The organism is Paracidovorax sp., assembly GCF_057642795.1.
Window position 1 is genome coordinate 44760 of sequence record NZ_JBXYZY010000034.1, and the last position, 25744, is coordinate 70503.

General features: G+C 68.0%; 24 protein-coding genes, 1 pseudogene and 1 riboswitch. Of the genes and pseudogenes, 13 read left to right on the plus strand and 12 right to left on the minus strand.

Annotated features, from left to right (window positions below):
• Window positions 1–36 precede the first annotated feature (36 nt).
• Window positions 37–189: riboswitch (ZMP/ZTP riboswitch) on the plus strand.
• Window positions 190–225: 36 nt separating this feature from the next.
• Both glyA and nrdR read left to right on the plus strand, forming a co-directional pair.
• Entirely contained in the window at window positions 226–1470 is a 1245-nt protein-coding gene (gene glyA / locus AC3A84_RS13035) for a serine hydroxymethyltransferase (RefSeq protein WP_092941417.1), read from the plus strand.
• Window positions 1471–1531: 61 nt separating this feature from the next.
• Window positions 1532–1981, plus strand: coding sequence for a transcriptional regulator NrdR (gene nrdR, locus AC3A84_RS13040; protein ID WP_092941418.1), 450 nt, complete (start codon window positions 1532–1534; stop codon window positions 1979–1981).
• A gap of 173 nt (window positions 1982–2154) precedes the next feature.
• On the opposite strand, the gene aroC is transcribed toward nrdR, so the two are convergent.
• Together aroC and AC3A84_RS13050 are read right to left on the minus strand one after the other, a co-directional pair.
• On the minus strand, window positions 2155–3252 hold the full coding sequence (aroC, locus tag AC3A84_RS13045; protein WP_487970135.1) for a chorismate synthase: 1098 nt from the start codon (window positions 3250–3252) through the stop codon (window positions 2155–2157).
• A gap of 228 nt (window positions 3253–3480) precedes the next feature.
• Complete coding sequence (locus tag AC3A84_RS13050) at window positions 3481–3933, minus strand: CBS domain-containing protein (protein WP_487970137.1); 453 nt, start codon at window positions 3931–3933, stop codon at window positions 3481–3483.
• 110 nt (window positions 3934–4043) lie between these two features.
• On the opposite strand from AC3A84_RS13050, the gene AC3A84_RS13055 reads away from it, so the two are divergent.
• Together AC3A84_RS13055 and AC3A84_RS13060 are read left to right on the plus strand one after the other, a co-directional pair.
• Window positions 4044–5354 (plus strand): O-acetylhomoserine aminocarboxypropyltransferase, encoded by a 1311-nt coding sequence (locus AC3A84_RS13055; protein WP_487970139.1) that lies wholly within the window; start codon window positions 4044–4046, stop codon window positions 5352–5354.
• Between the two features lie 4 nt (window positions 5355–5358).
• A complete protein-coding gene (locus AC3A84_RS13060; protein WP_487970141.1) occupies window positions 5359–6168 on the plus strand; it encodes an alpha/beta fold hydrolase in 810 nt (269 codons plus the stop codon).
• 86 nt (window positions 6169–6254) lie between these two features.
• Here the strand turns inward: AC3A84_RS13060 and AC3A84_RS13065 are convergent, their stop codons facing one another.
• The gene (locus tag AC3A84_RS13065; protein ID WP_487970143.1) at window positions 6255–6959 is read right to left on the minus strand and encodes an HAD family hydrolase; all 705 of its coding nucleotides are present in this window, start codon (window positions 6957–6959) and stop codon (window positions 6255–6257) included.
• A gap of 49 nt (window positions 6960–7008) precedes the next feature.
• Here AC3A84_RS13065 and hemH point away from each other — a divergent pair, with 49 nt between their 5' ends.
• On the plus strand, window positions 7009–8046 hold the full coding sequence (gene hemH, locus AC3A84_RS13070; RefSeq protein WP_487970145.1) for a ferrochelatase: 1038 nt from the start codon (window positions 7009–7011) through the stop codon (window positions 8044–8046).
• A 118-nt stretch (window positions 8047–8164) separates the two neighbouring features.
• Here the strand turns inward: hemH and AC3A84_RS13075 are convergent, their stop codons facing one another.
• Entirely contained in the window at window positions 8165–8572 is a 408-nt protein-coding gene (locus tag AC3A84_RS13075) for a polyhydroxyalkanoate granule-associated phasin (protein WP_487970146.1), read from the minus strand.
• A 312-nt stretch (window positions 8573–8884) separates the two neighbouring features.
• Between AC3A84_RS13075 and AC3A84_RS13080 the strand changes: the two are divergent.
• Window positions 8885–10808: pseudogene (locus tag AC3A84_RS13080) on the plus strand (TonB-dependent receptor).
• Between the two features lie 92 nt (window positions 10809–10900).
• Here the strand turns inward: AC3A84_RS13080 and AC3A84_RS13085 are convergent.
• From AC3A84_RS13085 to AC3A84_RS13095, 3 genes are all read right to left on the minus strand, one after another.
• Window positions 10901–12421 (minus strand): tripartite tricarboxylate transporter permease, encoded by a 1521-nt coding sequence (locus AC3A84_RS13085; RefSeq protein ID WP_487970148.1) that lies wholly within the window; start codon window positions 12419–12421, stop codon window positions 10901–10903.
• Entirely contained in the window at window positions 12421–12990 is a 570-nt protein-coding gene (locus tag AC3A84_RS13090; RefSeq protein ID WP_487970150.1) for a tripartite tricarboxylate transporter TctB family protein, read from the minus strand. Before AC3A84_RS13090 ends, AC3A84_RS13085 begins: the two co-directional genes overlap by 1 nt.
• A gap of 111 nt (window positions 12991–13101) precedes the next feature.
• Window positions 13102–14061, minus strand: coding sequence for a Bug family tripartite tricarboxylate transporter substrate binding protein (locus tag AC3A84_RS13095; protein ID WP_487970151.1), 960 nt, complete (start codon window positions 14059–14061; stop codon window positions 13102–13104).
• 168 nt (window positions 14062–14229) lie between these two features.
• On the opposite strand from AC3A84_RS13095, the gene AC3A84_RS13100 reads away from it, so the two are divergent.
• From AC3A84_RS13100 to AC3A84_RS13110, 3 genes are all read left to right on the plus strand, one after another.
• The gene (locus tag AC3A84_RS13100; protein WP_487970152.1) at window positions 14230–14913 is read left to right on the plus strand and encodes a response regulator; all 684 of its coding nucleotides are present in this window, start codon (window positions 14230–14232) and stop codon (window positions 14911–14913) included.
• Window positions 14914–14924: 11 nt separating this feature from the next.
• Window positions 14925–16343, plus strand: coding sequence for a sensor histidine kinase (locus AC3A84_RS13105; RefSeq protein WP_487970578.1), 1419 nt, complete (start codon window positions 14925–14927; stop codon window positions 16341–16343).
• A gap of 68 nt (window positions 16344–16411) precedes the next feature.
• The gene (locus AC3A84_RS13110; protein WP_487970154.1) at window positions 16412–16813 is read left to right on the plus strand and encodes an RNA-binding S4 domain-containing protein; all 402 of its coding nucleotides are present in this window, start codon (window positions 16412–16414) and stop codon (window positions 16811–16813) included.
• 25 nt (window positions 16814–16838) lie between these two features.
• Here AC3A84_RS13110 and AC3A84_RS13115 read toward each other — a convergent pair whose 3' ends face one another.
• Window positions 16839–17444 carry a hypothetical protein gene (locus tag AC3A84_RS13115; protein ID WP_487970156.1) on the minus strand — a complete coding sequence of 202 codons (606 nt, stop codon included), beginning with the start codon at window positions 17442–17444 and terminating at the stop codon, window positions 16839–16841.
• Between the two features lie 178 nt (window positions 17445–17622).
• On the opposite strand from AC3A84_RS13115, the gene AC3A84_RS13120 reads away from it, so the two are divergent.
• Window positions 17623–18762, plus strand: coding sequence for a GGDEF domain-containing protein (locus AC3A84_RS13120; protein ID WP_487970158.1), 1140 nt, complete (start codon window positions 17623–17625; stop codon window positions 18760–18762).
• A gap of 25 nt (window positions 18763–18787) precedes the next feature.
• Here AC3A84_RS13120 and pmbA read toward each other — a convergent pair whose 3' ends face one another.
• On the minus strand, window positions 18788–20218 hold the full coding sequence (gene pmbA, locus AC3A84_RS13125; RefSeq protein ID WP_487970160.1) for a metalloprotease PmbA: 1431 nt from the start codon (window positions 20216–20218) through the stop codon (window positions 18788–18790).
• A gap of 96 nt (window positions 20219–20314) precedes the next feature.
• Between pmbA and yjgA the strand changes: the two genes are divergently transcribed.
• Entirely contained in the window at window positions 20315–20980 is a 666-nt protein-coding gene (yjgA, locus tag AC3A84_RS13130) for a ribosome biogenesis factor YjgA (protein ID WP_487970161.1), read from the plus strand.
• Complete coding sequence (gene mog / locus AC3A84_RS13135) at window positions 20973–21608, plus strand: molybdopterin adenylyltransferase (protein ID WP_487970162.1); 636 nt, start codon at window positions 20973–20975, stop codon at window positions 21606–21608. The genes yjgA and mog overlap by 8 nt, the downstream gene beginning before the upstream one ends.
• A gap of 93 nt (window positions 21609–21701) precedes the next feature.
• Here the strand turns inward: mog and cysE are convergent, their stop codons facing one another.
• A complete protein-coding gene (gene cysE, locus AC3A84_RS13140; protein WP_343589834.1) occupies window positions 21702–22484 on the minus strand; it encodes a serine O-acetyltransferase in 783 nt (260 codons plus the stop codon).
• A 55-nt stretch (window positions 22485–22539) separates the two neighbouring features.
• Window positions 22540–23346 carry an RNA methyltransferase gene (locus AC3A84_RS13145; protein WP_487970164.1) on the minus strand — a complete coding sequence of 269 codons (807 nt, stop codon included), beginning with the start codon at window positions 23344–23346 and terminating at the stop codon, window positions 22540–22542.
• 158 nt (window positions 23347–23504) lie between these two features.
• On the opposite strand from AC3A84_RS13145, the gene AC3A84_RS13150 reads away from it, so the two are divergent.
• Complete coding sequence (locus AC3A84_RS13150) at window positions 23505–24470, plus strand: inositol monophosphatase family protein (protein ID WP_487970166.1); 966 nt, start codon at window positions 23505–23507, stop codon at window positions 24468–24470.
• Window positions 24471–24584: 114 nt separating this feature from the next.
• Here AC3A84_RS13150 and AC3A84_RS13155 read toward each other — a convergent pair whose 3' ends face one another.
• Window positions 24585–25724: a response regulator gene (locus tag AC3A84_RS13155; protein ID WP_487970168.1), complete on the minus strand. Its 1140-nt coding sequence runs from the start codon at window positions 25722–25724 to the stop codon at window positions 24585–24587.
• Between the last annotated feature and the right edge of the window lie 20 nt (window positions 25725–25744).

Below are 25744 nucleotides of genomic sequence, written 5' to 3' on the forward strand. Positions count from 1 at the left end.
CCGGGGATCACCCCGGCACCCCACTCCAGTTACACTAGCGGGGTACGCGACTGGCGATAGGCGCGGTGACCTTTGCAGGCACTGCCGCTGACGTGGAATCCTGCAGGAGGCACTCTCCTGTGAACCACTGGGAAGCGTGCCGCAGTGAATTTGCTTTCCTGCGTTCCGCCGTTCGCCTGGGCAGCCCTTGTTTCAAGGGACACAAGTTCATAGGACTGCCACGCCATGTACCAACGCAATATTCTTGTCGAACAAGCCGATCCCGAAGTGTGGGCCGCCATCCAGGCCGAGAACGTCCGCCAGGAAGAGCACATCGAGCTGATCGCCAGCGAAAACTACGCCTCGCCCGCCGTGATGGCTGCGCAGGGCTCCCAGCTCACCAACAAGTACGCCGAAGGCTATCCGGGCAAGCGCTACTACGGTGGCTGCGAGAACGTGGACGTGATCGAGCAGCTCGCTATCGACCGCGTGAAGAAGCTCTTCGGCGCCGATGCCGCCAACGTGCAGCCCAACTCCGGCTCGCAGGCCAACCAGGCCGTGCTGCTGGCCTTCCTCAAGCCCGGCGACACCATTCTCGGCATGAGCCTGGCCGAAGGCGGCCACCTGACGCACGGCATGCCCCTCAACATGAGCGGCAAGTGGTTCAACATCGTCTCCTACGGCCTGAACGAGAAGGAAGAGATCGACTACGACGCACTGGAAGCCAAAGCCCGCGAAAGCAAGCCCAAGCTGATCATCGCCGGCGCGTCGGCCTATGCCCTGCGCATCGACTTCGAGCGCTTCGCCAAGATCGCCAAGGAAGTCGGCGCGATCTTCTGGGTGGACATCGCCCACTACGCAGGCCTGGTGGTCGCGGGCGAATACCCGAACCCGGTGCCCTTCGCCGATGTGGTCACCTCCACCACGCACAAGAGCCTGCGCGGCCCGCGTGGCGGCATCATCCTGATGAAGGCTGAGCATGAGAAGGCGATCAACTCCGCCATCTTCCCTGGCCTGCAAGGCGGCCCGCTGGAACACGTCATCGCCGCCAAGGCCGTGGCCTTCAAGGAAGCGCTGACGCCCGAATTCAAGGCCTACCAGCAGCAAGTCGTGAAGAACGCCAAGGTCTTTGCCGAGACGCTGATCGAGCGCGGCCTGCGCATCATCAGCGGCCGCACCGAAAGCCACGTCATGCTGGTGGACCTGCGCTCCAAGGGCATCACCGGCAAGGTGGCCGAAGCGGCCCTGGGTCTGGCCCACATCACGATCAACAAGAACTCCATTCCGAACGACCCGGAAAAGCCGATGGTGACCAGCGGCATCCGCGTGGGCACGCCTGCCATCACCACCCGTGGCTTCAAGGAAGAGGAAACGCGCCTGACCGCCAACCTGGTGGCCGACGTGCTGGAGAACCCGCACGACGAAGCCAACCTGGCCGCCGTGCGCGCCAAGGTGCATGCGCTGACCAGCCGCTTCCCGGTCTACCGTTGAAGCGCGGCCGCCCTGCTCCGCACCACCGCTGCCGGCGCCAACCCGCCGGCAGCGCAGCGCGATGAAATGCCCTTTCTGCAGCCATCCTGAAACCCAGGTGGTTGAAACCCGCGTGGCCGAGGACGGCGAGTTCGTGCGGCGCAGGCGCCAGTGCGGCGCCTGCGAAAAGCGCTTCACCACCTATGAGAAGCCGGAAGTCAACTTTCCGACGGTGGTGAAGAAGGACGGGCGCCGGGTGGACTACGACCGCAGCAAGCTGATCGGCTCCTTCACGCTGGCGCTGCGCAAGCGCCCGGTGAGCACGACGCAGATCGACAGCGCCATCGAGCGCATCGAGGAAAAGCTGCTGAACCTGGGCCAGCGCGAGATCTTCTCCAGCCGCATCGGCGAGCTGGTGATGCGCGAATTGAAGAAGCTCGACAAGGTGGCTTACATCCGCTTCGCCAGCGTCTATCGCAGCTTCGAGGACATCGACGAGTTCCGCGCGCTGGTCGATGAGGTGCGCAAGTAGCCTCTGCGGCCTGCCCCGTCCCAGGGCGGATTTGCTATTAAATTAATAGCTTGAAGCGCTTGATCTGCGAGCGCCAAGGGCACATTGGCCCAACAAACTTCCTCTTGACTTCGTGCAGACAGGCCGGCCGGCGCCATGCCGAGCGGCCCCGCCTGCCTGCGCGCATCGGGCCGTCAGAGCAGCGATGCCTTGATCGGCGGCACTTCCTGCACCACGTCGCCGCACTGGGCGCGGTGGCGCAGGGCGTGGTCCATCAGCACCAGAGCGAGCAGCGCTTCCGCGATGGGCGCGGCGCGAATGCCCACACAGGGATCGTGGCGGCCCTTGGTGATGACTTCCGTGCTCTGGCCGTGGATGTCGATGGACTCGCGCGGGCTGATGATGGAGCTGGTGGGCTTGATGGCGATCGAGGCCTCGATGTCCTGCCCGCTGCTGATGCCACCCAGGATGCCCCCGGCATTGTTGCCAATGAAGCCCTGCGGCGTGAGCGAATCACCGTGCGTGGTGCCGCGCTGGACCACGCTGGCGAAGCCGGCGCCGATCTCCACCGCCTTGACGGCGTTCAGGCCCATGAGCGCATGGGCGATGTCGGCGTCGAGCTTGTCGTAGAGCGGCTCGCCCAGGCCCACCGGCACGCCCGTGGCCTGCACGCGGATGCGTGCGCCGCACGAATCGCCCGACTTGCGCAGCGCATCCATGTAGTCCTCGTAGGCCGATACGTCGGCCACCGGCGCGAAGAAAGGGTTGTGAGGCACGTGGTCCCAGTTCTCGAACGGGATCTCCAGCTCGCCGATCTGCGTCATGCAGGCGCGAAAGCGCGTGCCGTATTTTTCGGCCAGCCACTTCTTGGCGACGGCGCCGGCTGCCACGGTGGGCGCGGTGAGCCGGGCCGACGAGCGGCCGCCGCCGCGCGGATCGCGAATGCCGTACTTGTGCCAGTAGGTGTAGTCGGCATGACCCGGGCGGAAGCTCTGGGCAATGTTCGAGTAGTCCTTGCTGCGCTGGTCAGTGTTGCGGATCAGCAGGGCGATGGGCGTGCCCGTGGTGCGGCCTTCGTAGACGCCAGAGAGAATCTCCACCGCATCGGGTTCGGCGCGCTGGGTGACGTGGCGGCTGGTGCCGGGACGGCGGCGGTCCAGATCGCGCTGGATGTCGGCCTCGGTGAGCGCCATGCCGGGCGGACACCCGTCGATCACGCAGCCGATGGCCGGGCCGTGGGATTCACCGAAGTTGGTGACTGCGAATAGGGTGCCGAGTGTGTTGCCGCTCATGGGCGGCGATTATCCCAGAGCCATGCGGCGCTCCGGGCCATCAAGGCCGCCTGTACGAACGCCAGAGCATGCTCACTGGGCGCTGCCGCTACGCCACCTCGGCCCCGATCGTCGAAAGGCCGCGGAGCAGGCCAGGCCAGCAGACGCCGTGGAGCCGGCTTTGCCGGGCCACCAGCGTCGTCCCCCTTCCCGCGCAAGGCGCGAGAGAAGGGGGAAGCCGCCAGCGGCTCAGGGGGTTGCCTGCTTTTCCTCGGGCCAGTCGCGGATATAGGCCTTGAGCATCTGGTTCTCGAAGTTCTGGCTATCCACCACGGCCTTCGCCACGTCGTAGAAGCTGATGACGCCCATCAGCATGCGGCGGTCCATCACCGGCATGTAGCGCGCATGGCGGCCCAGCATCATGCGGCGGACTTCGTCCATGTCGGTTTCCAGCGTGCAGGTGAGCGGCGCATCGTCCATGGCCGAGCGCACCAGCATCGTGCCCAGGTTGCCGCCGTTCTTGACGATGGCCTGGATCACCTCGCGGAAGGTGAGCATGCCCACCAGGTCGCCATGCTCCATGACGACCAGCGAACCGATGTCCTTCTCGGACATCACCTGCGCCGCCGCGGCCAGCGGCTCGTCCGCCGTGACGGTGTAGAGGGTGTTGCCTTTGACGCGGAGGATGTCGCTGACTTTCATGGGTGTCTCCAGGGATGCAGGCCCGCGCGGATGGCGGATGGGTAGCGAAAGAATATAGCCCACAATAAACCGAGGCCAGACACAGAAGTACAGAAGGAGACACGAACACCATGCCCGGTTACTCAGACCCCGGCTTCGACACGCTCGCGCTGCACGCGGGCGCCGTGCCCGACCCCGCCACCGGCGCGCGCGCCGTGCCCATCCACCTGAGCACCTCATTCGTGTTCGAGTCGAGCGACCATGCCGCGTCGCTCTTCAACCTGGAGCGGCCGGGCCACGTCTACAGCCGCATCAGCAATCCGACCAACGCGGTGCTGGAGCAGCGCGTGGCGGCGCTTGAAGGCGGTGTGGGCGCCATTGCCGTGGCCAGCGGGCAGGCCGCGCTGCATCTGGCGATCTGCACGCTGATGGGCGCTGGCAGCCACATCGTGGCCAGCACGGCGCTCTATGGCGGCTCGCAGAACCTGCTGCACTACACGCTGGCGCGCTTCGGCATCAAGACCACCTTCGTGCGGCCCGGCGACATCGACGGCTGGCGCGCCGCCGTGCGCCCCCACACCAGGCTCTTCTTTGGCGAGACCGTGGGCAACCCCGGGCTCGACGTGCTGGACATTCCCACCGTGAGCGCCATCGCGCACGAAGCCGGTGTGCCGCTGCTGGTCGATTCCACCCTGACCTCGCCCTGGCTCATCAAGCCCTTCGAGCATGGCGCGGACCTGGTCTATCACTCGGCCACCAAGTTCCTCTCGGGCCACGGCACGGTGATCGGCGGCGTGGTGGTCGATGGCGGCAGCTTCGACTGGGAGGGTCCGCGCACGGCCGGCCGCTTCGCGGAGCTGACGGCGCCCTACGAGGGCTTCCACGGCATGGTGTTCAGCGAGGAATCCACCGTCGGCGCCTTCCTGCTGCGCGCGCGCCGCGAGGGCCTGCGCGACTTCGGCGCCTGCATGAGCCCGCACACCGCATGGCTGATCCTGCAAGGCATCGAGACGCTGCCGCTGCGGATGGAGCGCCACATGCGCAACACGCAGCGGGTGGTCGAATGCCTGGCGGCGCACCCGTTCGTCGCCCGCGTGGGCCACCCGATGCTGGAATCCCACCCCAGCCATGCGCTGGCGCAGCGGCTGCTGCCGCGCGGCGCAGGCTCGGTGTTCAGCTTCGACCTCAAGGGCAGCCGCGCCCAGGGCAAGGCCTTCATCGAGGCGCTGAAGGTCTTCAGCCACCTGGCCAACGTGGGCGACTGCCGCAGCCTGGTGATCCACCCGGCCAGCACCACCCACTTCCGTATGGGCGACGAGGCGCTGGCGCAGGCCGGCATCTCGCAGGGCACGATACGCCTGTCCATCGGGCTCGAAGATGCCGACGACCTCATCGACGACCTGAAACGGGCGCTCAAGGCGGCCGAGAAAGCGGGGGCCTGACGCCATGCTAGTCACCGTCAACGGCGCCGCCACCTATTGCTACACCGGCGGCAAACCCTTCGATGCGGCGCGGCCCACGGCCGTGCTGATCCACGGCGTGCTCAACGACCACAGCGTCTGGGGCTTCCAGAGCCGGCACCTGGCCCACCACGGCTGGAACGTGCTGGCCGTCGATCTGCCCGGCCACGGCCGCAGCGGCGGCGATGCGCCCGAAAGCGTGGAACAGGCGGCCGATTCCATGCTCGCCCTGCTGCGTGCGCTGGGCGTGGAGCGCGCCGCCCTCGTCGGCCACAGCTGGGGCTCGCTGATCGCGCTGGAAGCTGCGGCGCGTCTGGGCACGGCGGCCACGCACCTGGCGCTGGTGGGCACGGCCTATCCGATGAAGGTCTCGCCGGCGCTGATCGACGCCGCACTCCACGAGCCCGAAAAGGCGCTGCGCATGGTCAACGTGTTCTCGCGCAGCGGCCTGGCCTCGCCCTCGGGCGGCGGGTTCTGGACCTTCGGCGCCGGCATGGCGCTGGGCCGGCGCGTGCTGCGCAGCAATCCACAGGTCAACGTGTTCCATCGGGGCTTCGTGGCCTGCGATCGCTATGCGGGCGCGGAGGCGGCCATCGCCGCCCTCGCGTGCCCGGTGCTGTTCGCGCTGGGCCGTTCGGACCAGATGACGGCGCCGCGCGCCGCGCAGGGCCTGATCGCCGCAGCCCAGGCGCGCGGGCTTGCTGTAGCGGTGGAGATGCTGCCCGCAGGCCACAGCCAGATGACGGAAGCGCCCGAGGAAACGCTGGCTGCGCTGCGCAGTTTCCTAGGCGTTTAGGCGGCCAATAAGCCTGTAGCGCTTGATTCACCTTGGCATATAGCTATATTTTTAATAGCAATACCCCAGGAGAGATGGGCCTACCCTCAGCCCTGTGGTGCGCCCAGCAGCCGGCACAGCCCCGTCAGGTCGGCGACCGTGGCCGGCTGGGGGCCGGCATGCGGCCAGGGCTCGGCCTGCCGGTTGATCCACACGGCCTGCATGCCGGCCTGCAACGCACCGTGCGCATCCAGCAGCGCGTCGTCGCCCACATGCAGCACGGCGGCGGGTTCCACCTCCAGCCACTGCGCGGCGGCGTGGAAGATGCGCGCGTCGGGCTTGGCGATGCCGAATTCGCGCGCCTTGAGGCTGCCACGGAAGTAATGGTCCAGGCCGATCACCTCCAGATGCGCGTTGCCGTTGCTCACGGCCAGCAGCGGGTAACGCGCCGCCAGGAAGTCCAGGGCAGCGATGGCGTCGTCATACAGGTCCACGCGCTGGCGTTGAGCGAAGAACACCTCGAAGGCGCCATCCGCCAGGGCTTCGTCCTCACCGCAGCGCTGCAGCGCGGTGCGGATGCTTTCGCGGCGCAGCGCGCTCAAATCGTGCGACCAATCCGGGTGGGCCTGCAACACGCCGGAGCGGATGGCAGCAGCCGCCTGCGCATCGGCCAGCAGCGCAGCCGTGGCCGGCGCGCGCGGCTGAAGCCATTCGCGCAGCACGACCTCTGCCCGCCCGATGGCGGGCCAGACGGGCCAAAGAGTGTCGTCAAGATCCAGGGTGATGGCGCGAATGCGGGCGGTGTCGAGCATGGTGGTCGAGAATAGCGCAACCGTTCTGGTGCCACCTTCCCACATATCCATGACTTCAGCCCCACCCGCCCACGCAGACCGCAGCTCCAATACATCACCCGTCCGCACCGCCGTGCTGCTGTGCAATCTGGGCACGCCCGACGAGCCCACGGCGCCGGCGCTGCGCCGCTATCTGGCGCAGTTCCTGGGCGATCCGCGCGTGGTGGAGATCCCGCGCATCGCCTGGCTTCCCATCCTGCACGGCATCATCCTGCGCGTTCGGCCGGCCAAGTCGGCCGCCAAGTACGCCAGCATCTGGACCCCCGATGGCTCGCCCCTGGCGGTATGGACGCAGCGCCAGGCCACGATGCTGCGCGGCTGGCTGGGCGAAGCGGGCCAACGCGTGGCCGTGCGTCACGCCATGCGCTACGGCAAGCCCTCCATCGCCTCGCAGCTGCAGGCCCTGCAGGACGAAGGCGTGGACCGCGTGCTGGTGCTGCCGCTCTATCCGCAGTATTCAGCCACCACCACGGCCAGCGTGGTGGACGACGTGACCGATTGGGCCCGGCGCCAGAGGCGCTTTCCCGAGTTGCGCTTCATCAACAGCTACCACGACCACCCGGCCTACATCGACGCGCTGGCGCAGAGCGTGCGCGCCCACTGGGCGCGCGAAGGCGGCCCGGCCGAACAGCTGGTGATGAGCTTTCACGGCATTCCCGAACGCAATGTGCGCCTGGGCGACCCCTACCAGGCCGAATGCCAGACCACCGCACGCCTGCTGGCCGAGGCGCTGGATCTGCAGCCTGACCAATGGCGCCTGACCTTCCAGTCGCGCTTCGGCCCCGCGAAGTGGCTGGAGCCCTACACCGAGCCCACGCTCGTCGCCATGGCGCAGGCCGGCACACGCCGCGTCGACGTGATGTGCCCGGGCTTCACGGGCGATTGCCTGGAGACACTGGAAGAAATCAGCATGGAAGCGCGCGAAGCCTTCCTGCACGCCGGCGGGCAGGAATTCCGCTACATCCCCTGCATGAACGATGGCGCGCCGTGGATCACGGCGCTCAGCCAGATCGCGCAGCAGCACATGGGCGGCTGGGAAACGCGCTGAGCGCGACCTGCACGTTCGTTCCGGCAGTAGCGGGCGCCGCCCCCATTGCCCTCACCCCGCGCACGGGCTGGCCGCACCAGGCAGCAGCGCGGGTTGCGGCCCAGCCGCGCCGGCTCGCTCAGAGCCGGTTCAGGCGCCGCGCATTCGCCACGGCCTTGGCCCGCACCGGCGCGAGCCCCTTGCCCATCACCCCCATGGCGGCGGACTGCCACTGCGAGGCCAGCGCCTGCTGGCCGGTCCAGCTGCTCTTGCTGCCCCAGGGCGTGAACCAGGCCCGCATCATCGCCAACCCCAATGCGGGCCCCGACAGCATGGACTGCGTGACCATGGCCATCCAGGCTTCGGCAAAGGCCGTCTGCTTTTCCGCCACCATGCGCGTGAACTCGCGCTGATCGCTTGCTGAAGGCTGCGCTCCGGCAGCCGCCATGCGCGTGAGGCGGTGTGCGATCACCTGCGGAGCGGCGACCGACAGCTCGGCCCCCTGACGCCAGAGCTTGGCGGCTTGCTGTTGGTTTCTGGGGGACATGGTGCGCTCCTGGCCCCATGGCGGGGCGGCATTCGGACAAGGGGAAGGGTGAGAGAAGACTCCTCCCCATGGTGCTCCGCCAGGTGTACCGCGCACGTAGTCTGGGGCCGCTTGTTTTTTTGTTAGCAATAATTCTCATTAACATCTACACCCCCATGCCGAAGGGCGCAGGCCATCTGCACGCTGCGGCCATTGCCAATGCGGCGCTGGGTGCTCGCACGGTGCGGCTGTGGGGCCGTTCGCGTCCCCGCCACCACGCCCCGCACGCGTTCGCGTGCTCCTTTCCATCCGCTTTTCCAAGGGCCCGTTTCCATGCATCGCATCACCCCTCTCGCTGCCGCCGCGCTGGTCGCCAGCCTGCCCCTGCACGCCCAGACCACCGCCACGCCCGCCCCCACCGAAATGCCCACCGTGAACGTGAGCGCCAGCGCCGACGCATCAGCCAAGGGCCTTTCGCCGGCCTATGCCGGCGGGCAGGTGGCACGCGGCGGCCGGGCCGGCGTCCTGGGCACCCGCGACAACATGGACACGCCGTTCTCCATCACCAGCTACACCAACGAGCTGATCCAGGACCGGCAGGCCCGCAGCGTGGGCGATGTGCTGCAGAACGAGCCCACGGTGCGCGTGGCCAAGCGGGCGTTTCCACCGACATCGCGCGGCGCTTCGGCCCCGACGGCAGCACCGGCATCCGGCTCAACGCGGCCTACCGCGGCGGCGACACCGCCGTCGATGACGAGAACGCCAAGCTCGGCCTGTTCGCCCTGGGCCTGGACTGGCGCAGCCGCGACGTGCGCCTCTCGGGCGACATCGGCTGGCAGGACGACCAGCTCAAGCGCACCCGCACCAACGTGACCTCGGCCAACGGCATTCCGGCCGCGCCCGATGCCTCGTCCAACTGGGCGCAGCCCTGGTCGTACTCCAACGAGCGCGACCTCTTCGGCACCCTGCGCGGGGAATGGGACATCACCGGCGACGTGACCGCTTGGGCCGCCTACGGCTTGCGGCGCAGCAAGGAGGCCAACTCGCTGGCCAACATCACCGTGAACAACGCCGCCACCGGCGCCGCCACCACCAGCCGCTTCGACAACGCCCGCAAGGACCAGGTGGACACGGGCGAACTCGGCCTGCGCGGCAAGCTGCGCACCGGCAGCGTGGGCCATGAATGGGTCGCCAGCTATTCCGCCTTCCGCCTCAAGAAGGACAACGCTTATGCGCTCAGCAGCGGCTTCACCCTGAACACCAGCCTCTACAACCCCACGAGCTACGCGCAGACGCCGCTCACCTTCCTGGGCAACGACCTGGCCAACCCCGCCTACAACGGCGGCACCAAGCTGCGCAGCCTCGCACTGGGCGACACGCTGTCGCTGCTGGACGGCCGGACGCTGCTCACCATCGGCGCACGCCACCAGACCATCGAGACCGAATCCGTCACCTACCGCACGGTGTTCAACGGCGCCGTGACGGGCGCCGGCGGCGACAGCACGGTTTACGAGAAAAGCCGGACCAGCCCGGTACTCGGCGTGGTGTTCAAGGCCACGCCGCAGTGGTCGGTGTACGGCAACTATATCGAGGGGCTGGTGGCGGGCGACACCGCGCCCGCCACCTCCAGCGGCGTGGCCGTGTCCAACGCGGGCGAGCAGCTGTCGCCCTACATCTCAAAGCAGAAGGAAATCGGCGTGAAGTTCGACGGGGGCCGCCTGGGCGGCAGCGTGGCCGTGTTCTCGACCACCAAGCCGCGTTCGCTGATGGTGGGCTCGCGCTTCACCTCGGAGGGCGAGGACCGCCACCAGGGCGTCGAAGCCACCCTCTTCGGAGAGGCCACGCGCGGCCTGCGCGTATGGGCGGCGCGACCTGGCTGGATGCCCAGCAGCGCCGCACCGGTAGCGCCACCACCGACGGGCAGCGCGTGATCGGCGTGCCGCGCTTTCAGGCCACGGCCGGCGCGGAATGGGACGTGCCCGGCGTGCGGGGGCTGGCCGTGGACGGCCGCCTCGTGCATACCGGCGCCAGCTACGCCAACGCCATCAACACCCTGCGCGTGAGCGGCTGGACCCGGCTGGACCTGGGCATGCGCTACCTGACCGAGTGGAACGGCCGGGCCCTCACCCTGCGCGCCCGCGTGGACAACGTGGCCAACCGCAACGACTGGGCTTCCGTCGGCGGCTATCCAGGCTCCGGCTACCTGGTGCTGGGCGCGCCGCGCACCTTGGTGGTCAGCGCCAGCGTCGATTTCTGACGCGGCCCCACAGACAAGGTCCACGCCAAAGCAAAACGCCCGGCTAGGCCGGGCGTTTTGCTTGCATCGAGCGTTCGAGCGCGGTGCTGCGCTCAGGCATCCATCTGCTGCAGCCGCAGCAGCTTGCGGCGCCCCAGGTGCTTGAGCACGCGCGGCACGATCAACACCGCCAGCACGATCACCAGCAGCGTCAGCGACATGGGCCGCTGCAGGAACACCAGCCAGCTGCCTTCGCCGATGGAGATGGCGTTGCGCATCTGCGCTTCGGCCAGCGGGCCCAGGATCATGCCCACCACCACCGGCGCGGTCGGGAAGTCGAAGCGCCGCATCAGCACGCCCAGCAGGCCGATGCCGTAGAGCAGGAACAGGTCGAACGCGCTCTGGCGCATGCCGTAGGCGCCCACCGTGGCGAAGATCAGGATGCCGGCGTAGAGCTGCGGCTTGGGCACCTTCAGCAGCTTGACCCACAGGCCCACCATGGGCAGGTTCAGCACCAGCAGCATGATGTTGCCGATGTAGAGCGAGGCGATCAACGCCCACACCAGCGTGGCCGACGTGGTGAAGAGCTGCGGACCGGGGTTGATGCCGTAATTCTGGAATGCGCCCAGCAGCACGGCCGTGGTGTTCGACGTGGGAATGCCCAGCGTCAGCAGCGGGATCAGCGCGGCCGTCACCGTGGCGTTGTTGGCGGCCTCGGGGCCCGCCACGCCTTCGATGGCCCCCTGGGTCCCGAACTCGGCCCGGTCTTCGGGTTTGGCCAGCTTCTTCTCGGTGGCGTAGGTCAGGAAGGTCGGGATCTCCGTGCCGCCGGCCGGGATGCAGCCGAAGGGCGTACCGATCAGCGTGCCGCGGATCCACGCGGGCACCGAGCGCTTCCAGTCGCGCTTGGTCATATGAACGCGCCCCATGCGGTTCTGCGTATCGACCACGCGGCCTTCGTAGAGGGCGGCGTAGAGCACTTCGGCCACGGCGAAGAGGCCCACGGCCACCAGCACGATGTCGATGCCGTCCAGCAGCTCCGGCTGGCCCAGGGTGTAGCGGGCGGCGCCGGAGATCTGGTCCATGCCGATGCAGCCCAGCGCCAGGCCCACGAACAGCGCCGTCATGCCGCGCACCGCGCTCTTGCCCAGCACCGCGCTCACGGTGGTGAAGGCCAGCACCATCAGCATGAAGTATTCGGGCGGGCCGAGCTTGACCGCGAAGTCGGCCACATAGGGCGCGAACAACGTCACCACCACGGTGGCGATGGTCCCGGCGAGGAACGAGCCGATGGCCGCCGTGGCCAGCGCCGCGCCGGCGCGGCCGCTCTTGGCCATCTTGTTGCCCTCCATGGCCGTGACCATGCTGGCCGTTTCGCCCGGCGTGTTCAGCAGGATGGAGGTGGTCGAGCCGCCATACATGGCACCGTAGTAGATGCCCGCGAAGAAGATCATGGAGGCCGTGACCTCCACCTTGGCCGTGATGGGCAGCAGCATGGCCACGGCTACGGCCGGGCCGATGCCGGGCAGCACGCCCACCGCCGTGCCCAGGGCACAGCCCACCAGGGCCCACAGCAGATTGACCGGCGTGGCGGCGGTGGCAAAGCCCGCCAGCAGTGCGTCGAAGATTTCCATCACAGCCACCCCGTGTTCGTCAGGCCCGGCAGGTTGATCGCCAGGAATTGCGTGAAGGCCCAGAAGACGGGCGCCGAGATGAGCAGGCCCGTGAACGCGTCCACGCCCCAGGTGCGCAGGCTGGCGGCAGCCGGCTGGCCCGCAGCCCGGCGCAGGCCCTGTACTGCGAGCAGGTAGCAGAGCGTGCAGCTCAGGATGAAGCCCACGGTGGTGATGAGCGCCGCGTTCAGCAGCAGGCCGGCCGACACCCAGGCGAAGGCGCCCTTGTCGGCCCGGGCCGCGCCGCCGCCGGCATCCAGCTCGCGAAAGCCACCAGAGAGCGACTCCCACACCAGGAAGGCGCCGCAGAGAGCCAGCACTCCCGACACCAGCCCCGGCAGAAAGTTGGGGCCTACGCCGCCATAGCCCGCATTGGCGGGGATGGCGAGCGCGCCCCAGGCCAGCGCGGCAGCGACCACCAGCACGCCAACGCCCACCAGCAACTGGGCACGCGTGGCGGGCACGTTGCCAGAGCCGGGCTCGGGCGGCGCATCGCCGGGTGAGGCGGCGGAAATCGAGTGTTCAGTCATGGGAAACCACCCAGGGAAAATTCAACAATGGCAAACGAAGAGGCGAAAGAAAAGCGCACCCGCCACCTGGGCGAATGCGCTCATCTTCGGCAGGGCCGGAGCCGCGTCAGGTCAGATCATGCCGGCCTTGACCATGGTGGCGCGCAGGCTGGCGAACTCCGAATCGACGAAAGAGCCGAACTCGTCGCCCGGCAGCCAGGCGGGGGTCCAGTCGTTCTTCTGCATCGACTCCGCCCAGCTCTTGCTCTTGACCGCCTGGGCCACCATGTCGATCAACGCCTTGCGCTGCACCGGGGTGATGCCCGGGGCGCCATAAACGCCGCGCCAGTTGCCGATCTCCACGTTGATGCCCTGCTCCTTGAGGGTCGGCACGGCAGAGCCCTTGAGCCGCTGGCCGGAGGTGACGGCCACCGGCACCATCTTCTTGGTGTTGATGTATTCGGCCATTTCGCTGTAGCCACCGCCACCGATGGTCACGTTGCCGCCCAGGATGGCCGCGATCGCCTCGCCGCCCCCACGGAAGGCCACGTAGTTGATCTTGGCCGGGTCCACGCCCACCTCGCGGGCAATCATGGCCGCCGCGATGTGCTCGGTGGAGCCGCGCGAGCCACCACCCCATTTCACGCTGCCCGGGTCTTTCTTGAGCTGCTCAATCACCTCGGCCATCGACTTGTAGGGCGAATTGGCAGGCAGCACGAAGACGTTGTATTCACTGGTCAGGCGCGCGATGGGCGTTGCCTGCGAGAGGTTGACCGGTGGCTTGCCGGTGATGATGCCGCCCAGCATCACGGCACCCATCACCATCAGCGCATTCGGGTCGCCCTTGGAGCCATTGACGAACTGGGCCAGGCCGATGGCGCCGGCCGCGCCGCCCTTGTTGTCGTAGGTGACGGACGAGGCCACGCCCGCGTCCTGCAGCGCCTTGCCCAGAGCCCGGCCCGTGGTGTCCCAGCCGCCGCCCGGGTTGGCGGGCAGCATCATCTTGACAGCGGTTGAGGCGTGGGCCGACAAGGGCAGCGCGCCGGTGGCGGCCAGGGCGGCCAATGACTTGAGGAAGGTATCGCGGCGCATGGCATGTCTCCTTGGAAGATGGGGGGCTTCCGGCAGGCTGCGGCGGCCCTGCCGAAACTCGTTCTTGTGGCGGCGATGATGCGCGCCCATCCTGTCAAATGGCTGTCCGCAGACTCAGGGAAAACACCTGGGCGAACGCCCTGCACAGGCGGTGCTAAGGTCCGGCCCATGCAATTGCTCCTCGTGGAAGACGACGCCGCCATGCAGGCCACGCTACAGCGCTCGCTGGCGCGGCGCGGCATGGAAGTGACCGCTCTGGCCGACGGCCGCGCGGCCCTGGCGCAGTGGATCGCCCGCCCACCCGATGCCATCGTGCTCGACCTGAGCCTGCCCGGCCTGGACGGCCTGCAGGTGCTGCAGCAGGCGCGCGCGCGCGGTCTGCGCACGCCCGTGCTGCTGCTTACGGCCCGTGGCACCGTGGGCGACCGGGTGCTGGGCCTGAACGCGGGCGCGGACGACTACCTGCCCAAGCCCTTCGATCTGGACGAACTGGAGGCGCGCCTGCGCGCACTGGTACGCCGCAGCGGTGATGCCCCCGAAGCACGATCGGTCCCCAGCGCAGTCGTTCTGGGCGCCATACGCTATGAAAAAGAGAGCGGTGCGATCTATCTGAATGGGGAAGTAATGGAGTTCACCCCGCGCGAACTGGCGTTGATGCGCGCCCTCCTCGCCCAGCCGGGCCACGCCGTCACCAAGGAACGGCTGTACGAGCTGGTGTTCCCGGGACAGCTCGACGTGCAGTACGAGGCCATCGAAGTCGTCGTCTATCGCCTGCGCAAGAAGCTCGCAGGCACCGGTCTCACGCTGATGACGCTGCGCGGCCTGGGCTACCTTCTGAAGGCCGACGCTTGAGACGCCAGGCGATGCGCCGCGCGGAGCCGACGCTCTCCCTGCGCCAGCAGCTGCTGGTGGGCATCCTGGTGCCTGTGTTCGCCTTCATCGTCTTCAACACGCTGAGTCTCTACCGCGAGACCTTGCAGTCGCTGCACACCGCCTACGACCGCACGTTGCTCGCCTCGGCCAAGAGCATCAGCGAGCAGCTGGACGTGGTCGGCTACGACGATGCCGCCAGGCTGCACGCCATCGTGCCCTATTCGGCGCTGGAAGCCTTCGAGGCGGACAACCAAAGCCGCATGTTCTACCGCGTCTCCAACCTGCACGGCGAACTGATCTCTGGCTTCGCCGAGCTGCCCGTATGGCGCGGCACCATCCCGAAGCGGCCACCCTATGCCGCTCTGGTCGATTTCTACAACGACGAATTCCGCGGCCAGTCCGTGCGCGTGGCCGTGTTGCTGCAGCCCGTTTCATCGGCGCACGGCCGCGGCATGGCGGTGATCCAGGTAGCCGAAACGCTGGAGCTGCGACACACCCTGGCGCTGCAGATGCTCTGGAACACCTTGGCGCGGCAGGCCCTGCTGGTGGCCGCCATCGCGCTCGTGGTGGTGCTGGTGGTACAGCGTGCCACCCGGCCTGTACGCCAGCTCAGCGCCAACCTGCAGGACCGGGCCGAGGACGATCTGAGCCTCATCGCCGCCCCTTCCGCGCCGCGCGAGCTGCAGCCCCTGATCGACGCCACCAACGGCGTGATGCAGCGACTGGACTATCTGCTGGAACACCAGAAACGTTTCGTGCGCGACGCCGCGCACCAGCTGCGCACGCCGCTGGCCGTCCTCAAGACCCAGGTGCAGTCAGCCCTGCGCGGCGATGCACCGCCCGATCAAGCCCTGCGAGAGATCGGCGACACGGTGGACCGGGCCACCCAGCTGGCCAACCAGATGCTGGCGCTGGCCAAGGTGGAGCAGCTGCGCCATCAGGCCACGCCGCCGCTGACGCGGCTGGACACGGTGCTGCGCGAGGCGGCGCTCGACCTGTCCCCGCTGGTGGCGCAGCACGATCTGGACTTCGGCATCTACACCGACCCGGCCCCGCTGCGTGCCCATGCGTGGATGCTGCGCGAGCTCGCGCGCAACCTGTTGCACAACGCCATCCGCCACGCGCCGGCCGGCAGCACGCTCAGCGTCGACCTGCGCAGCGATGGCCGGCATGCAGCGCTCACCATCGCCGATCAGGGCCCGGGCATCGATGCGGAACTGGCCACGCGGCTCTTTCAGCCCTTCTCCGCCGGCGACATCCGCACCGGCTCGGGCCTGGGCCTGGCCATCTGCCACGAGATCGTGCATGCGCTGGGCGGCACCATCGCGCTGGTCAACCGCGAGGCAGGCGGCCGCATCGCCGGGCTTGATGCCGTCGTTCGCCTGCCACTGGACCCGGCCAGCGCCTGAGCCCGGCACCGGCCTTGGGCACAATCGGAACGATGACAACCCCGACGAGCAAGACCCCTGTGGCAGCCATGCGCCTGGACAAATGGCTATGGTGCGCGCGCTTTTACAAGACCCGTAGCCTCGCAACCGAAGAGATCGGAAAGGGCCGCGTCACGGTCAACGGGCAACAGGCCAAGGCCGCGCGCGACGTTCGCCCCGGCGACACCCTGGAGCTGCGCCAGGGCCCGGTCCAACGCACTGTGGTGATCCGCGCCCTGAGCGCCATGCGCGGGCCCGCGCCCGTAGCGCAGTTGCTGTTCGAGGAAACACCGGAGAGCATTGCCTCCCGCGCGGCAGCTGCCGAACTGCGCCGCCTCGCGCCCGAACCAGCCGCGAGCTTGCAGGAAGGCCGACCCACCAAGCGCGACCGCCGCAATATCGACCGGGCCGGCGACTGGGGCCAGCGCTGGAGCGCGTCGCTGGACGACTGAACGCCACTGGCGCGAAGGTGGTGAATCAGGCCGCCAGCGGCTCCGGGAAATGCACCACCAGCGCTTCGCTCTCGCCGGCCAGCAGACTCAGGTACGAGGGTGCCAGCGGCTTTTCGCAAGGCTCTGCCCGGAAGCGGATCGCAATGTCCGCAGCGGCCGGCGAGAAGAACAGACAGACCTTGTCCGCCACCGGATCGCAACTGGAGAAAAGCGCCCTGCCCGACCCCGGCCGCGCCATCAGGAACTTGGCCATGAAGACTTGCTGGATCTGCCTCGCCGGCTCGAAAGCCTCGCGTTCACGACCCAGATCCAGACGATACCAATTGCTGCTCACTGAAGCCTCTCCCCGGACGAACCGGAAAATTGAGAATGGCACCATCCTAGAAAACCCTCGTGCCGCTGCGCGTTCCTCCCCGACGCACACGGGCGTAGGACGCACGCGCATCGCTGGCCTGCGCACCTGCCGATTTCCGCCTGGCGGCAGAGGCGACTGCGCCGCCCGGCGCCAGCGCACCGACCATCCGCAGGTCGGCTGCACGGCCGCCCCCCTTTGCTTTGCAAGCACATTCGACCCGCCTTGGCGGGTCTTTTTGGGGGCCGGGAAGATGGTGGGGCCATCGAGGCCGGCCATGGAACAGGGTCCGGGACAGGCATCGACTTCCGCCGGGCTGCACTTGAGCCGCGCGGCCCGGGCGCAGTGCCAAAATCCTGGCCTTTTAGCGCCACCACGCGCGCACACGTTGCGAGCTTTTTGCGCAGCAAATGCCTTGTTCGGCCTGCACAATGGACCGAACGCTCGCGAATGCCCCATGGAATTCACCCTTGATCTGCCGACCGTGCTGGTCGTCTACAACACCTCGCTATTTGCTGGCGCTCTCAGCATCTTCCAGATTCGCCTGCATTCCTGCCGCCCCCGTGGCCTGGCCTGCCTGGGCGCTGCGTACCTGATGCAGGCATGCGGCTCCGGCCTCGCCTGGCGGGGCGAGGTCGCTGCCCTTCCCGCGTGGCTCTGGACGCACGGCAGCCTGGCACTCGGCACCTTCGGCTACGCGCTCTTCTGGGCCGGCATACGGAGCTTCAGCGGCCGCCGCCGCGTTCCCTGGGCAGCGTTGCTGATGCTGCCGGCGGCCCGCACCGTGCTGGGTCTGATCACGGGGTTCCCCGCGCACAACCTCGCGCGTGCCGGCACGTTCCACGCCGCAGCCGCACTGGCGCTCGCGTTGAGCTGCTATGAGATTTTGCGGGAGGCCCCCGCGGAACCGCTGCCCTCGCGCTGGCCGCTGGCCCTGCTCGTGGCGCTGAGCGGCACCATCTACCTGCTGCGGCTGGGCTCCATCGTGACCGACTCGGCCGGCGGCCCGAGCAGCTTCGCCTGGGCCTTCTACGTGCAGATCTTCTGCCACTTCGGCATCGCGCTGATGGCGGCGACGCTCTCCAACGAGCGGGCGCAGATCCGTCTGGCACAGGCCGCCCACACCGACCCCATGACAGGCGTCGGCAACCGTCGCTGGCTGGACTCGCGCCTTCCCGCCCACCTGCCGGCCCAAAGCGCCATCGCGCAGCTGGACCTGGACCATTTCAAGCGCATCAACGACGAATTCGGGCACTCGGCCGGAGATGCGGTGCTGACCGAGTTCGCGCACTGCGTGCAGAGCCTGTTACGAGCGTCGGACCTGTTCGCGCGCACCGGGGGCGAGGAGTTCGTGATCTACCTGCCGGCTGTCACGCGCGCCGAAGCGTGGTCGATCGCGCAACGGCTGCGCACCAGCGTGGAGGCGCTAAGGGTGCAGGTCGATCACGGCAGGACCATTCCCATCACCGTGAGCATCGGCCTGGCGTGGACGGCCTCGTCCGCCTATTCGCCGCAGGAATGCCTGAAACGGGCGGACCTGGCCTTGTACGAGGCCAAGCGCGCCGGCCGCAACCAGGTGCGCGCCGCCGACCAGTGACGGGCGCCCGGCCCGAGTCGTCAACTCAGGCCCCGCTGCCCGCCACCTTCATGCGGTTGACGAGGATCGAGCCCACGGTCTTGGCGCCGTAGTTGTACGCATCGGCGCCCACCGCCTGAATGCCCTTGAGCATGTCCTTGAGGTTGCCGGCGATGGTGATCTCCTGCACCGGGAAGGCAATCTCGCCGTTTTCCACCCAGAAGCCGCTGGCGCCGCGCGAATAGTCGCCGGTGACGTAGTTCACGCCCTGGCCCATCAGCTCAATGACGAAAAGGCCCGTGCCCAGCTTCTTGAGCATCGCATCCAGGTCGTCGCCCGGCCGCGTATGGCGCGAGGTGAGCGTGAGGTTGTGCGAGCCGCCGGCGTTCCCGGTGGTCTTCATGCCCAGCTTGCGCGCCGAATAGGTGGAGAGGAAGTAACCCTCCACGCGGCCCGCATCCACCACCTTGCGGGCCGACACGCGCACGCCTTCCTCGTCGAAGGGCGAACTGCCCTTGCCGCCGAGCACGAAGGGGTCTTCGATCAGGTCGATGTGCGCCGGCAGCACGCGCTTGCCCAGCGAGTCGAGCAGGAAGGAGCTCTTGCGGTAGAGCGAGCCGCCGCTCACGGCCTGCACGAAGCTGCCCAACAGGCCCGCGGCCAGAGGCGATTCGAACAGCACCGGGCACTGGGTGGTGGGGATCTTGCGGCTACCCAGGCGGCTCAGGGCGCGCTCGGCGGCATAGCGGCCGATCAGCGCCGGGGCCGACAGGTCGGCCGCGTTGCGCATGGAGCAGTACCAGGCGTCGCGCTGCATCTCGGCATGGCGGCCGGGCAGCGAGGCGATGGGCGCCACCGACATGCTGTGGCGCGAACTGGCATAGCCGCCGCGAAAGCCGCGCGTGTGGGCGCTGAAGAAGTGGCTCTGCTGGGCCGAAACGCCCGCGCCTTCGCTGTTGGTGATGCGCTTGTGCGTGTCCAAGGCAGCGGCCTCGCACTCCAGCGCCAGGCGGGCCGCCTCTTCGCTGGTGATGGCCCAGGGGTGGAAGAGCTGCAGGTCGCGATGCGTGTCGGCCGGCGCAATGTCAGCCGCATCGGGCAGGCCTGCGACCGGGTCTTCGGCGGTGAAGCGGGCAATGTCGTAGGCCGCCTGCACGGTGCGTTCGATGGCCGCGAGGGAGAAGTCCGACGTGCTGGCATTGCCGCGCCGGTTGCCCACATAGACGGTCACGCCCAGCGACTTGTCTCGGTTGCGCTCCACGTTCTCCAGCTCGCCCTTGCGCACGCTGACCGACAGGCCGCAGCCTTCGGACGCCTCGGCGCCCGCATCGGTGGCACCCAGCTTGCGGGCATGGCCCAGGGCGTGGTCCACCAGGCCTTCGAAGAAGTCGCGGGTGTAGCTGAAGCCGCTCTCGGCGGCAGAAGGAGCGGAAGCCTTGCGGGCGCCTGCGGCGGTGCGGGAGCGGGGTGTATTCATATCGGCGGCTATGATACTTGCCGCTTCCCGGCGCCATGGAGCCGGGTCTTTTCTCCGGACACCCCGCGTGTCCCGCCCCCGAGTTTTTCCCCGACCATGTCACGCAAACCCACCAAAGGCTACTTCGTGCGAGGCCAGTTCGTTGCCGCAGGCAGCGAACTCGACATCGCCCTGAAGGCCGAACTCAAAGGCACGACCGAGTCGAGCCGCACCGATATGAAGCGCGAAAGCGATGCGCTGCAGAACCTCGGCCGCGACCTGCTCACGCTGCGCGCCGACCTGCTCGAGCGCCTGCAGCTGCCCGAAAAGCTCGTCGATGCGCTCGAAGAAGCCAAGCGCATCACCAACTTCGAGGGCAAGCGCCGGCAGATGCAATACGTCGGCAAGCTCATGCGCAAGCTCGACGAGGCCACCGTGCAGGCCGCGCAGGACGCGCTGGAAGAGCAGCACAGTGGCTCGGCCGCCGAAAAGCTGGCGCTGCACCAGGCCGAGCAGTGGCGCGAGCGGCTGATCGCCGACGACGATGCGCTGGCCCAGTGGCTGGAGCAGTTCCCGCGCACCGACACGCAGCAGATCCGCGCCCTGATCCGCCAGGCCCGCAAGGACGCGCAGCCCGCCGGCAAGGAAGCCAACGTGCAGGTCTCCGAGGGCCTTGCGCCCCGCAAGGGCCGCGCCTACCGCGAGCTGTTCCAGCTGGTGCGCGAGCAGATGCAGGACGCCGGCGAAGAAGGCCGTGCCGAAGGTGCCGAGCACGATGCCTGACACCGCCGTCTCCCCTGCGCTGCCCGCCCCGGACGCGCGCTGCGAGGCGCTGCGCATTGGCATCGTCTCCATCAGCGACCGCGCCAGCGCCGGCGTCTATGAAGACAAGGGCCTGCCCGCGCTGCAGGACTGGCTCGCGCGCGCCCTGCTCAACCCCATCGCCTTCGAGCCACACCTGATCGCCGACGACGAGGCCACCATCCGCCGCACGCTGATCGAGCTGGTGGACACCGCCGCCTGCGACCTGGTGCTGACCACCGGCGGCACCGGCCCTGCGCTGCGCGACGTGACGCCCGAGGCCACGCTGGCCGTGGGCCACAAGGAGATGCCGGGCTTCGGCGAGCAGATGCGCCAGATCAGCCTGCGCTTCGTGCCCACCGCGATCCTCTCGCGCCAGGTGGCCGTGGTGCGCGGCCGCGCGCTCATCATCAACCTGCCGGGCCAGCCCAAGGCCATCGCCGAGACGCTGGGCGGCCTCAAGGACGAGGGCGGCGCGCAGCTCGTGCCGGGCATCTTCGCGGCCGTGCCCTACTGCATCGACCTGATCGGCGGGCCCTACATGGAAACGCGCGACGCCTTCTGCAAGGCCTTCCGGCCCAAGCAGGCGCAGCGGCCTCCGCGCGACTGATCTCCCCAATAAAAAAGGCCCTGGCGCTTGATACGCCAGGGCCTTTTGCTATTTAAAACGTAGCAGCCAACCGCCGGGGAGCCGCTCCAGGCGCTACTTGCCCACCAGCGCGTTCAGCCGCTCGGCCTCGAACTGCTCGCAGCGCGTGGCATCGCCCGGCACGCAGCCGCCGGCCTGGGGCGCGGTGCGGGCCAGCTTCTCGATGGCTTCCCAGAGCAGCGCGATCTGCCGCTCCTGCGAGGAGGCGTTGTCGATCAGGCCGCGCATGGCCTGCGAGAGCGGATCGTCTTCCTGCGTGATGCCGTAGGCGGTGAAGCGCTGCGCGGGCTGCGGCTCGGTCACGTCGGGGCTGGCGCCGGTCTTGGACGGGATGATGCGCGCCGGAATGCCCACCGCCGTGGCGCCGGCCGGCACGGGCTTGATGACCACGGCGTTGCTGCCGATCTTGGCGCCGTCGCCCACCTCGAAGCCGCCCAGCACCTTGGCGCCGGCGCTCACGACCACGTCGCGGCCCAGCGTGGGGTGGCGCTTGGCGCCCTTGTAGAGCGAAGTGCCGCCCAGCGTCACGCCCTGGTAGATGGTGCAGCCGTCTCCGATCACCGCCGTCTCCCCCACCACCACGCCCATGGCATGGTCGAAGAACACGCGCTCGCCGATCACGGCGCCGGGGTGGATCTCGATGCCTGTGAGCCAGCGCGAGAAGTTGGAGATGAAGCGCCCGAGCCACTTGAGGCCGTGGTTCCAGCTCCAGTGCGCTGGCCGGTGCAGCCAGATGGCGTGCAGGCCCGGATAACAGGTCACCACCTCCCACGTGCTGCGCGCGGCAGGATCGCGGTCGAGGATGCACTGGATATCGGAGCGGAGGCGGTCGAACATGGGGGACTCGGTTGTTCTTGAAATATGCAAATGCGCCGGCTGGCGCGCTGGCAGTCTATCGCTGCGCCCGTTCGGCCGTCTCCAGCATGGCCTTGGCGACACCGCGCAGGATGTGGATTTCCTCGGGCGTGAGCCGGGCACGATTGAAAAGCTGGTTGAGCCGGGGCATGAGCTTCTTGGGCGCGGCGGGGTCGAGAAAGCCGATGCCCTCGAGCGCCCGCTCCCAGTGTTCCAGCATGCCGGCCACCTGGCGCGCATCGGCGCGCGGCTGGGCCGGGCCCTCGCCGGCACCGTCCTGCCCCTGCAGCGGGAAGCCGCCTAGCGCCTGGCGCCAGTCGTAGGCCAGCACCTGCACCGCCGCACCCAGGTTGAGCGAGCCGAAGCCGGGGTTGGTGGGAATGGAGAGCGCGACGTGGCAGCGGTACACGTCTTCGTTGGCCATGCCGAAGCGTTCGCTGCCGAAGAGAAACGCCACGCCGGCCTCCCGCGCCGCGCCATCTTCATCACCGTTGGAGGCCTGTAGCGCCCTTTCCGCCTGGGCCTGGCGCTCTTCTTTCAGGAGCATCTCGAAGTGCGCGCGCGGCTGGCGCGTGGGCGGGCCGAAGTCGCGCGGCGTCATCGCCGTGGCGCACAGGTGGCTCATGCCGTCCAGCGCCTCGTCCAGCGTCTCGACGATGCGGGCCTTTTCCAGCACGTCCAGGGCACCGCTGGCGCGCTGGATGGTTTCCTCGCGCCGCAGCACGTTGGCCCATCGCGGCGCCACCAGCACCAGGTCGTCGAAACCCATGGTCTTCATGGCACGGGCGGTGGCGCCCACATTGCCGGCATGGCTGGTCTGGATGAGGATGAAGCGGGTTTTCATGGGCGGATCGCACGGTGCAGCGGAACCCGTGATTGTCGCCGCCGGCAGCGGAAAAATGCGGCATGGGTAAAATGCAGGGTTTCGCGCTCGCCGGCATCGCCCGGCGTCTCCCTGGGGCCACCTGCCGGCCCCCAACGCCCGCTCCTCATCACAATCCAATGTCGTCCAATCTGCATCCCATGCTCAACGTGGCCATCAAGGCCGCACGCGCCGCCGGCGCCATCATCAACCGTGCCGCGCTCGACGTGGAATCGGTGCGTATTTCGCAAAAGCAGATCAACGACTTTGTGACCGAGGTGGACCACGCGAGCGAGAAGGCCATCATCGAAACCCTGCTGACGGCCTACCCGGGCCACGGCATCATGGCCGAAGAATCGGGCAGCCAGTATGGCGCCCGGGACTCCGAATTCGTCTGGATCATCGATCCGCTGGACGGCACTACCAACTTCATCCACGGCTTTCCCGTGTATTGCGTGAGCATCGCCCTGGCCGTGCGCGGCAAGATCGAGCAGGCGGTGATTTACGACCCGACGCGCAACGACCTGTTCACCGCCACCAAGGGCCGCGGCGCCTACATGAACGAGCGCCGCATCCGCGTTTCCAAGCGCACGCAGCTCAAGGAATCGCTGATCTCCACGGGGTTCCCCTTCCGCCCCGGCGACAACTTCAAGAACTACCTGAACATCATGGCCGACGTGATGCAGCGCACCGCCGGCCTGCGCCGCCCGGGCGCCGCCGCGCTGGATCTGGCCTATGTGGCGGCCGGCTTCACCGAAGGCTTCTTCGAGACCGGCCTGTCGATCTGGGACGTCGCGGCTGGCTCGCTGCTGGTGACCGAGGCCGGCGGCCTGGTGGGCAACTTCACGGGCGAGGCCGACTTCCTGGAGCAGCGCGAATGCCTGGCCGGCGCACCGCGGATCTACGGCCAGCTGGTGCCGATCCTGAGCAAATACAGCAAGTTTGCCAGCGCCGGCGACAAGGCTTCCGTGCGCCAGGCGGCGGACAACCTGGATGTGGCCGTGCTGCCCCAGGACGACGCCGCAGACACTGACGCAGCCCCGGCTGCCGAGCGCCCGGCCCACGGCGAAGACCGCAGCGCATCGTCCGCCAACGGTCTGTTCTGAAGCCCCGTTCCGCGCCCTGCGGAACCGCTATTAAAAAGAGAGCTGCCAGCGCTTGCACAATAAGCGCTGGCAGCTTTTTTCATGCCTGAACGCAGCCGGCTGTAACTCCCCGGCTCAATCTGGATCGGGGTATTTCTGGGCTATGGAGCGGAAATCGTCCGCGATATCGACGAAGGCGTCCACCATGTCGGGGTCGAAGTGCGTCCCCCGGCCCCTGATGATGGTGCCGCAGGCCTGTTCATGCGTGAAGGCCGCCTTGTACACACGCCGGCTGATGAGCGCGTCGTACACGTCGGCCACTGCCATCAGGCGGGCAGAGACTGGGATGTCGTCACCCGCCAGACCCAGCGGATAGCCGCTGCCGTCCCACTTCTCCTGGTGGCTGTAGGCGATTTCCTTGGACATGCTGAGGAAGGCCACCCGCATGCCCAGTCGCCGCTCGGCCTTTTCGATCGCATCGCGGCCCAGCGTGGTGTGGGTCTTCATGATCTCGAACTCTTCAGGCGTGAGCGGCCCGGGCTTGAGCAGGATGCTGTCTGGGATGCCGATCTTGCCGATGTCATGCAGCGGTGCAGACTTGTAGAGCAGGTCGATCGTGCGCTCGTTGAGCAGGTATTCAAACTTGGGGTGGCGGCAGAGCCGCTCTGCAAGCACCTTGACGTAGAGCTGCGTGCGGCGGATGTGATTGCCTGTCTCGTTGTCGCGGGTTTCGGCGAGCGAGGTCATGGCCATGATGGTCACGTCCTGGATGGCCTGTACCTCCAGCGTGCGCAGGGCCACTTCGCGCTCCAGATAGGCGCTCTTGTCGCGCAGGAAGTCGGCCGTGGCCTTGAGCGCCAGATGGGTATGCACGCGCGCCAGCAGGATGGGCGGACTGATCGGCTTGGTGATGTAGTCCACCGCGCCCAAGGCCAGGCCGACCCGCTCGTCCTCTGAGTCGGAGCGCGCCGTGAGGAAGATGACGGGGATGTCGCGGGTGGCGGGGTCGGCCTTGAGCTGGCGGCAGACCTCGTGGCCGTCGATGCCAGGCATCATGATGTCCAGCAAGATGAGGTCGGGCGGTGCATCGCTGCGCGCGATCTTGAGCGCCTTCTCGCCGTTGTTGGCCACTCGCACGTGGTAGCGCCCCTGCAGCAGGTTGCCCATCAGCGTGAGGTTGTCCGGGGTGTCGTCCACCACCAGCACGGTGGCGCTCGGCTTGTCGGCCGGCCGGTCCTGGGGGCCCGGCATGAAGGACTGCGAGTCAAAGACCATGGTGGTTGTCCTGCCTGAAT

Bases quoted from the DNA above. Each gene is read 5' to 3' on its own strand.
- yjgA (WP_487970161.1), top strand. From the start codon at position 20,315: ATGTCACGCAAACCCACCAAAGGCTACTTCGTGCGAGGCCAGTTCGTT.
- AC3A84_RS13095 (WP_487970151.1), bottom strand. From the start codon at position 14,061: ATGCGCCGCGATACCTTCCTCAAGTCATTGGCCGCCCTGGCCGCCACC.
- AC3A84_RS13115 (WP_487970156.1), bottom strand. From the start codon at position 17,444: ATGGCCGGCCTCGATGGCCCCACCATCTTCCCGGCCCCCAAAAAGACC.
- nrdR (WP_092941418.1), top strand. From the start codon at position 1,532: ATGAAATGCCCTTTCTGCAGCCATCCTGAAACCCAGGTGGTTGAAACC.
- cysE (WP_343589834.1), bottom strand. From the start codon at position 22,484: ATGTTCGACCGCCTCCGCTCCGATATCCAGTGCATCCTCGACCGCGAT.
- AC3A84_RS13060 (WP_487970141.1), top strand. From the start codon at position 5,359: ATGCTAGTCACCGTCAACGGCGCCGCCACCTATTGCTACACCGGCGGC.
- aroC (WP_487970135.1), bottom strand. From the start codon at position 3,252: ATGAGCGGCAACACACTCGGCACCCTATTCGCAGTCACCAACTTCGGT.
- AC3A84_RS13075 (WP_487970146.1), bottom strand. From the start codon at position 8,572: ATGTCCCCCAGAAACCAACAGCAAGCCGCCAAGCTCTGGCGTCAGGGG.
- AC3A84_RS13100 (WP_487970152.1), top strand. From the start codon at position 14,230: ATGCAATTGCTCCTCGTGGAAGACGACGCCGCCATGCAGGCCACGCTA.
- mog (WP_487970162.1), top strand. From the start codon at position 20,973: ATGCCTGACACCGCCGTCTCCCCTGCGCTGCCCGCCCCGGACGCGCGC.
- AC3A84_RS13150 (WP_487970166.1), top strand. From the start codon at position 23,505: ATGTCGTCCAATCTGCATCCCATGCTCAACGTGGCCATCAAGGCCGCA.
- AC3A84_RS13065 (WP_487970143.1), bottom strand. From the start codon at position 6,959: ATGCTCGACACCGCCCGCATTCGCGCCATCACCCTGGATCTTGACGAC.
- AC3A84_RS13145 (WP_487970164.1), bottom strand. From the start codon at position 23,346: ATGAAAACCCGCTTCATCCTCATCCAGACCAGCCATGCCGGCAATGTG.
- AC3A84_RS13110 (WP_487970154.1), top strand. From the start codon at position 16,412: ATGCGCCTGGACAAATGGCTATGGTGCGCGCGCTTTTACAAGACCCGT.
- AC3A84_RS13155 (WP_487970168.1), bottom strand. From the start codon at position 25,724: ATGGTCTTTGACTCGCAGTCCTTCATGCCGGGCCCCCAGGACCGGCCG.
- AC3A84_RS13055 (WP_487970139.1), top strand. From the start codon at position 4,044: ATGCCCGGTTACTCAGACCCCGGCTTCGACACGCTCGCGCTGCACGCG.
- AC3A84_RS13085 (WP_487970148.1), bottom strand. From the start codon at position 12,421: ATGGAAATCTTCGACGCACTGCTGGCGGGCTTTGCCACCGCCGCCACG.
- AC3A84_RS13120 (WP_487970158.1), top strand. From the start codon at position 17,623: ATGGAATTCACCCTTGATCTGCCGACCGTGCTGGTCGTCTACAACACC.
- glyA (WP_092941417.1), top strand. From the start codon at position 226: ATGTACCAACGCAATATTCTTGTCGAACAAGCCGATCCCGAAGTGTGG.
- AC3A84_RS13050 (WP_487970137.1), bottom strand. From the start codon at position 3,933: ATGAAAGTCAGCGACATCCTCCGCGTCAAAGGCAACACCCTCTACACC.
- AC3A84_RS13105 (WP_487970578.1), top strand. From the start codon at position 14,925: ATGCGCCGCGCGGAGCCGACGCTCTCCCTGCGCCAGCAGCTGCTGGTG.
- pmbA (WP_487970160.1), bottom strand. From the start codon at position 20,218: ATGAATACACCCCGCTCCCGCACCGCCGCAGGCGCCCGCAAGGCTTCC.
- hemH (WP_487970145.1), top strand. From the start codon at position 7,009: ATGACTTCAGCCCCACCCGCCCACGCAGACCGCAGCTCCAATACATCA.
- AC3A84_RS13090 (WP_487970150.1), bottom strand. From the start codon at position 12,990: ATGACTGAACACTCGATTTCCGCCGCCTCACCCGGCGATGCGCCGCCC.